This is a genomic window from Streptomyces actuosus (assembly GCF_016921115.1).
In the GTDB taxonomy this organism is placed as follows: Bacteria; Actinomycetota; Actinomycetes; order Streptomycetales; family Streptomycetaceae; genus Streptomyces; species Streptomyces actuosus_A.
Window position 1 is genome coordinate 23,678 of the sequence record NZ_JAFFZS010000058.1, and the last position, 6,435, is coordinate 30,112.

The 6,435-nt window shown below is 70.2% G+C and carries 8 protein-coding genes and 1 pseudogene; 3 read left to right on the forward strand and 6 right to left on the reverse strand.

The window, feature by feature from the left end:
- Positions 1–316: 316 nt before the first annotated feature.
- Together JS756_RS34410 and JS756_RS34415 are read right to left on the reverse strand one after the other, a co-directional pair.
- Complete coding sequence (locus JS756_RS34410) at positions 317–592, reverse strand: hypothetical protein (RefSeq protein ID WP_205387212.1); 276 nt, start codon at positions 590–592, stop codon at positions 317–319.
- Positions 589–930 carry a hypothetical protein gene (locus JS756_RS34415; RefSeq protein WP_205387213.1) on the reverse strand — a complete coding sequence of 114 codons (342 nt, stop codon included), beginning with the start codon at positions 928–930 and terminating at the stop codon, positions 589–591. The genes JS756_RS34410 and JS756_RS34415 overlap by 4 nt, the downstream gene beginning before the upstream one ends.
- A 158-nt stretch (positions 931–1,088) precedes the next feature.
- Here JS756_RS34415 and JS756_RS34420 point away from each other — a divergent pair, with 158 nt between their 5' ends.
- The 3 genes from JS756_RS34420 (at position 1,089) to JS756_RS38620 (ending at position 3,620) form a co-directional block, all read left to right on the forward strand.
- Positions 1,089–1,355 (forward strand): GntR family transcriptional regulator, encoded by a 267-nt coding sequence (locus JS756_RS34420; protein WP_205387214.1) that lies wholly within the window; start codon positions 1,089–1,091, stop codon positions 1,353–1,355.
- Positions 1,356–1,588: 233 nt separating this feature from the next.
- Positions 1,589–1,861: a hypothetical protein gene (locus JS756_RS34425; RefSeq protein ID WP_240204809.1), complete on the forward strand. Its 273-nt coding sequence runs from the start codon at positions 1,589–1,591 to the stop codon at positions 1,859–1,861.
- 394 nt (positions 1,862–2,255) lie between these two features.
- A complete protein-coding gene (locus tag JS756_RS38620) occupies positions 2,256–3,620 on the forward strand; it encodes a hypothetical protein (protein WP_240204810.1) in 1,365 nt (454 codons plus the stop codon).
- 27 nt (positions 3,621–3,647) lie between these two features.
- Here JS756_RS38620 and JS756_RS38625 read toward each other — a convergent pair.
- From JS756_RS38625 to JS756_RS34440, 4 genes and pseudogenes are all read right to left on the reverse strand, one after another.
- A pseudogene (locus JS756_RS38625) lies at positions 3,648–4,111 on the reverse strand (IS630 family transposase).
- Positions 4,112–4,126: 15 nt separating this feature from the next.
- Entirely contained in the window at positions 4,127–4,513 is a 387-nt protein-coding gene (locus tag JS756_RS38630; protein ID WP_438817368.1) for a helix-turn-helix domain-containing protein, read from the reverse strand.
- 92 nt (positions 4,514–4,605) lie between these two features.
- A complete protein-coding gene (locus tag JS756_RS34435) occupies positions 4,606–5,649 on the reverse strand; it encodes a hypothetical protein (protein WP_205387215.1) in 1,044 nt (347 codons plus the stop codon).
- A 151-nt stretch (positions 5,650–5,800) separates the two neighbouring features.
- The gene (locus JS756_RS34440; protein ID WP_205387216.1) at positions 5,801–6,136 is read right to left on the reverse strand and encodes a hypothetical protein; all 336 of its coding nucleotides are present in this window, start codon (positions 6,134–6,136) and stop codon (positions 5,801–5,803) included.
- Positions 6,137–6,435: the final 299 nt, after the last annotated feature.

Below are 6,435 nucleotides of genomic sequence, written 5' to 3' on the forward strand. Positions count from 1 at the left end.
GAGGGCAGCACCACCGCTGCCGCTCGTGCGGTCGGAGTGAACCGCAACACGGCGTTCGGGTGGGCGCGTCAGGCGGCGCCGCCGCGTACGGCGGGTGCGTGGCGTCGACCGGCACCGCCGGCGGTACCGGCAGCGTCCCGGCCGACCGGGAACGGAGCCGCGGGAACGACCGACGCCGTGCGGGGCCGCAGAGGGGCGACCGACGTCGAGTGGGGCCTGGCTGGCGACCGACGTCGTGCGGGAGCCCGGGGCGACCGACCTTGTGCGGGAGCCGGCCCGGTCGACCGCGCCCCGGGCGTTGCGTGACCGGCCCGGCTCAGGTCTGCTCCTCCAGCCGCCGCCCGCGGCTCTCCGCGACGCGGAGCGCGTCGTCCAGGGCGCGTACGAGGCACTCGGCGAGGAAGCGCAGCTCACCCGGCGCCGTATCCGGCAGGACCTGCCGTGCGTGGGCGACCAGTTGCCCGCCCATGCCGAGTTGGACGGACTCCATCGCGTCGGCCAGCCGGGACACCGGCCCACCAGGGTCATCCGTGATCAGGTAGCACGCCTTGCCCCCGGACCCGGCCCAGGGCAGCAGACGGGGCGGCGTCATCGGGCGGCCCCCGGTCCGTGGACCCGGTTCGGACCGCGCAGGCCCCGCCCCGGCGCCGACGGCGCCAGGACCTGCCCCGACGCCGACCCGTGGAGGAGCCGCCACTGCCGCTCGTGGGCGACCACGTAGGGCCGTACGGCGCGGGTGGCCCCGCCGTCGAGAACGGTGACGAGCCCGTAGGGGCTGCGGTGGCGCGGCAGGGGCGCGGGCGGGACCGGCCGCGCCCGGAAAGCGGTGCGATGCCCGGCGACGGGTGCGGTGGCGGGCGGGCGCGTCGATCCGGCCCGGACGAGCGCACGGCCCACCCGGACGGCCAGGCGACGGATAAGGTCGCTCATGTCATCAGCTCCAGTTCAGCTGGTGGCCAAGGCCCCCGGACGGCTCCACCCGTCGCGGGGGTTCTTCGTTGCGCCACTGTAGCGGTAGCAGACCATGGTGTACTAGGGCTTGGCAGGGATCGCACTGGTGTACCCAGTACAGGCAGGGTGGTGTGGTGATGCAGTTCGCACCAGACATTCCACGCTGGCGGCAGGTCGCCGAAGTGATCCGACAGCGGATCGACGACGGCACGTACCCGCCGCGTACCCGCGTGCCGTCCGTCATGCAGATCATCGCCGAGTTCGGCATCGCGACGGCGACGGCACAAAAGGTCCTCCAGAACCTGCGCAGGGAGGGGCTCATCTACACCGAACCCGGCCTCGGCTCCTTCGTCGCCAAACTCCCCACCGAGGAGGGCGCGGACGAGTCCGAACCGCGCGCCTAGCCAGGACCTTGCCCCGGCCGGGCCGCAGCAGCCGGAGCGGCAGGGCCACGGCCCGTCACACGTGCGATGCTGCCCTCCACCGACGCGGGGGAGGTCGCCCGATGGTCTACGCGGAGCCCATGGCGAGCGGCACTGGGCAACCGGCAACCGGCCGTCCGTGAACTGCCGGCACAGTGCTCGCCGCGCCACGAGCTCAACACCACGGTCACCTTGGGCGGTGACGACTTCACGCTGTGCTCCCACATCCGGGTGCGGCAGTCGGCGGGCGATCAGGTGAAGTCTCGCTGGCCTGCTGGACCGTCAGCACGGACGCGGCCCGCTACGTCGGCGGTCACCCGCCGACGAAGGACGAGTGCCAACTCGCCCCGTACGGCACGGCCGGCCCGGACGAGGACGTCACCAGGCGGGTGAGCGACCACCTGGCCGCCTGCATGAACGCACTCGACTCCCCGCAACCGGATGGCGACGGCCACCTCACCATCACCGTCCCCCTCACCGCTTCCTGAGGGCGCACCAGCCCCACACCCGCGAGCTGCCCCCCTCTCGCAGCACACCCCCGGCGACACCTACGGGCCGAGGCGCGGAAAGCCGCTCCCCTCGCACCCGACCCGGCGGCGGCGCCACCGCCCGCGCACCCCCTCGCACCCCCGGGCCCCGACCCGCCGGGGCCCCGAAGGCGGCCCGGACATCCCGGCAGCACCCGTCGGCACGTGCCGATGCGCCGGCCACAGCTACGGCGGCAGGACGCCCACCCGGCCCACCGCGCGTGCCCGGCCGTGCACACAAGGCGACATTGAAACTACTGAGAGCTGTCGCGGTCGGGGGCGGGGCGACGCAACACAGCCCGGCCGACCGACACCTTCGAGACGTTCAGGGGGCCAGGAGGACACGTTGGGCCGTATGGCGCCGAAAAGGATCTGGTGCGCGCTGACCTGCGTGATACTCGCCGCCGCCGTCGGGTGCGGTCAGCAGCGGGCCGACCCGGGAGGAGGCGCGACCGGTGATCCGATCGGAGCCGGGCTGGTCGCCGATCTGCAGAGGAGCGGGGGCAGGAACGCCATCGACTTCCTGACCGCGTTCCGCTACGCCCTGCCCGACCCCGGCCAGGAGCAGGCCGCGAACGCGTGGCGGCAGAAACCCCCGCTGACGGTGATGCGGGTGCGCGCGCCCGCCTCGGCCGGCCCCGTCGAACGCTACGGCCCGCTCACCTTCGGCGCCCGGACGGCCGACAGCGAGGCCTCCCTGGCAGGTGACATGCGGAACCTGATCGGCGCCGTGTGCGACCGGGTCCGCGGTACGGCGCACCTGCGGACCGAGGACTGCACGCAGCCGCTGCCGGAGTCCACGCGGATGATCGACCCCGTCGAGGAGTACGGGTGGACGGGACCGTACTGCCGCTCGATCAACATGGACTGCCTGGGCGACCAGCAGGACGCCGCCTACTTCCTGTCGCAGCGGGCCCTCCCGCTGGACTCCGGGCAGGTCTACGCGGTCGTCGACACCCTCGCCACCGAGACCGGCAACGCGACGTACAGCGCCCTGTCCGTCAACGACGCCGCGCTGCTGGCCGGCGTGGCGAACGTCCTGGACACCGACCTCAAGGGCTCCGCCGACGGCTACGCGAAGAGCGTCGGGCACAGCGACAAGTTCTTCGTGTACTACTTCACCCGGGACTGCGGGGTGCTCCGGGGCGTGCCCGGCTGGCCGAAGAACTGCACCGCGATCACCACGCAGATGCTGCCGCCGAAGGGCGACACCTCCGCGGAGGGCGATCCCGCCCTGCTCGGCACGTTCGTGGCGGGACTGCGCGACTACGTCAAACCGGGAACCGAACGCGGCCCGGACCCGGCCGAGTTGCTGGCCCCGAGGATCCTGACGTTCACCCAGCAGGCGAAGGAGCGCCGTCCCGTTCCGGGACAGTGCCGACCCGGAGGTGCAGCCGGTCCTGCGAGACGAGAGGACCGGCCCCGGTCGGGCCGACGGTGCCCCGAGCAAAGGCGAGTGACGGGCCCGTCAGCCCGAGCGGTCGCGACGGTGCACGATCCGTGCCACGTGGCGGTCGAGGTCTGGAAGAAGGAAGCCTGGTCGCGGGTATTGATCAGAAACTCATGGGGTTCTCGTCCAGGACGTAGCGGACGTGCCGGCCGCCGAAGTAGCCGCGGACGATGTGCGGCTGACGCTGGCGCTGGCGGGAGAAGCGGCTGGTTTCGGCGGCGAGTTCGGCTTGGTCGCGGGCTCGGTGCTGCCGGGGCAGGCTGTGCTTGAGGTCGGCGTTGACCAGCTCGTCGGGGTTCAGCTCGGGCGAGTACGGGGCAGGAAGTGCAACTCGACAGCCTCGGGGTGGGCGGCGAGCCAGTCTCGGACCGTCTTGGACCGGTGGGCGGAGTGTCCGTCGACGACGAGGTGGACTTGTGGTCGAAGTGGCGGGCGAGCCGGTCCGGGAAGCGGCACATCACCTCGGCGGTGAAGCTCTCGGTGAAGACCATGAAGTGCATGCGGCCCTTGGTGCTGATCGCGGACATCGCGTTCACGGAGAACCGGTTCCCGCTCCGCCGCACGACGGGCGTCCTCCCCTTCTCGCCCCAGGTGCGGCCGGTGACCTGGTCGGAGCGGATGCCGACCTGGTCGGCGAAGAGGATCTCACCGCCGTCGGCCTTCGCCTTCGCGCGGATCTTCGGCCAGGTCTCCTGGTGCCAGCGCCGGACGGCCTCGGGGTCCTGTTCGACGGCCCGTTTGTCCGGGCGCTGGAAGGACACCCCCCACCGCTTCAGCTACGTGCCCACCCCCGGTTCGGTCAGCCGCACCCGGTACAGCTTCGCGATCAGGTCACCGATCAGCCGCCGCGTCCACAACCGCCCGCTCAGGCCCATGTCACAGGGCCGGTGATCGAGGACCACGTGCCGCACGGCGGCCTGCTCGGCCTCCCCGAGCACCTGGTGCACCCCGACCGGCCTGCCCCGCGGGCGCATGACCAGCGCCTCACGGCCGCCGGCCTGCCACTTCGCCCACCACTTGTCGACGGCCCTCAGCGACACGCCGAAGACCGCGGCCACGTCCTCACGGTCCCGCCCCGCCATCAACGCGGCCACCGCTCGCAGCCGCAGGGCCTCCTGCGCCGACGGCGACAGATGCCACGCGTCCCCCACCAGATCGCTCACACCCCACCAACGACCCAGAACCCAAACCGCTTCGGATCAATAGGGATCGTCTCCACAGGCCATCCGCAGCTGACAGTGCCCTACGCACATTCCTACTTGGTCAGCGCCCCCCACACCTGGGCGCCTTGGGTGACGTCGAGGGCCTGGTCACGGACCACCTTCTTCCCGGATTCCGCGTCGATGGAGGTGAGAGATCCGGAACGAGCGTCCAGCACCAGGAGGTTGAACCTGCTCCAGGATGCGGCTACATCGCCGTTCAGGTCATTGTTGTCGCTGAGGCTCGGGTTGCTGCCGAGATCCGTGCACTTGTTCCGTGCGAGGTCGAGGACAGCCAGGTGCGTCCCGTCGTCGGACTGGATAGCGCTGGCGTACCAGCGTCCGGTCCGGTCCAGAACACCGCGGCCGACGAGAGAGCCCTTCGCACAGGTGGGAACCGTCGTCGCCTTGGTGCCCGTGTCATAGGCCTTGACGCAAGTCGTGCCATCGCACTCGTCCTGCTTCCACAGCAGCCGCGAACCGGCGGTGCTGAGGATCGTCGCGCTTTCGTCAAATACCTGGTCCACGGCAGTGGCGTTCGTGTCGAGCACGACGATACGGGTCTGTGCCGTCTTGGCGTTGCCAGAGGCGGGGACGTCCCTGACGGTCTGCTGCGCGAGAATTCCCAGGGGGGTTTCGGCGATGGGCTGCAGACCACACGGCAGTGTCAGGGTCCGGCCCGAGGGTCGCCCGGAGATCGCTTGTTCGGTGATGGTGAAGCGGGCTCGTACCGATTCGGGGATCTCGTCTCCCGTGCAGGCCGTAGCGGCCGGCTCTTCGGTGACTGCCCAGACCGTGTTCTCCGTCGTTGCAGGGAACCAACTGGTGGCAGGGGCGAGCACGACCGCCTTCTGCGGGGCTCGGGGGTCAACGGCCACGACGCTGCCGTTCTGGATTCCCAGAATCTGCCCGGATGCCAGCTGACGTGAATCGGTCAACCGGTAGACGTCCAGACGCTCCGTTCCGTCCGGACGCTCGGCGACGATCTTCGTCTTGGCGTTGATGTCGTCGAGAACGGCGACGCGTCCGCCCAGATCGAGGACGATGCCCCGGGGCCCTTCGTCTGCGACGTCATCCTGCGCGCATCCTGCCGCTCCCATGAGGCCTAGGGCTGCGGCAGCCGCCAGCCAACGTCGCGGGAAGCGAGACTCGCTGACGGATCGGAGAGGTACTGCCACGGTTGATTCCCCCTGGTCTTGTGGGTGCGGCACGTTCGGGGCGACCGTGACAGCCGCCCTCTGCTCGGTCAGGTCAGGGCTTCGGTGTGCAGGCGCGGCTCGCGATGCACTCTGAGAAGAACGGGTAAGCCGTGATGCCGCGAAGCTTTCCCATGTTTCCGAGGAACCTGGGGGTACACCGGGGGGTGTCCTGCCACTTCTCGATGACGTATTTCGTGCGCTCGATCTTTGGAGTGGTGTACCCGTACTTCCCGCCCGGCACGTCCATCCAGTTTGTGACCGTCTTGCCCGTTGAGGTTGATTTGGTGATTTCCCGGCCGGCCTTGGCCTCTACTCTCGCGATACCCCACGAGGCGCTGCCTCCCAACTCGGAGCTCCAGGTGGTCGACTTGGCCTTCGTCGTACTCATGGCGTAGGTAAGTCTGGAAGTGGTCGATGAACCGTTCCGCTTGCCCGCTGTTGCACCGATGCTCTCGTTAGCTGGTACCGACTCGTACAACCTTGCACCAGACGACCCCGGGGCAGCCCGGGGGTGCAGGGTTGTCACTTGCGGCCGCCGAAGGGGCCATCAATAGACCGGACTGAAGTTCCCCCCGCGAACTGGACAGCGGGTGTTTACGCTGCCGGGACGAGGTTCTGCCTGAGCAAGGATCTCGTTTCGAGTGGAGTGACGTACCCGTAGTCGGGGTGCCGACGGAGCCGGCTGCG